At 67.8% G+C, this 236-nt stretch carries 1 protein-coding gene; it reads left to right on the top strand.

Annotated elements, in window-relative coordinates:
• Positions 1-236, top strand: a 236-nt coding sequence (locus SB771_RS37040) for a thiamine pyrophosphate-dependent enzyme (protein WP_410722291.1), incomplete at both ends; no start/stop codon positions are given.

Genomic DNA, 236 nt, shown 5'->3' with positions numbered 1-236 from the left:
CAGGTGTTCGGCCGCGACACCTGCTACGTGAGCACGATCGGATTGTCGCAGATTGCGGGCGCGCAATTCCTGCACGTCTACAAGGCGCGCAACTGGATCAACTGCGGCCAGGCCGGCCCGCTCGGCTGGACGATTCCGGCCGCGCTCGGCGTGCGCGCGGCGGACCCGCAACGTCCGATCGTCGCGCTCTCGGGCGACTACGACTTCCAGTTCATGATCGAGGAACTGGCCGCCGG

Origin of the sequence: Burkholderia sp. SIMBA_051 (assembly GCF_046534915.1) — a bacterium.
Classification (GTDB): Bacteria; Pseudomonadota; Gammaproteobacteria; order Burkholderiales; family Burkholderiaceae; genus Burkholderia; species Burkholderia ambifaria.
The sequence above is the reverse complement of the archived record's forward strand: the minus strand, read 5'-3'. Positions and strand labels throughout refer to the sequence as shown.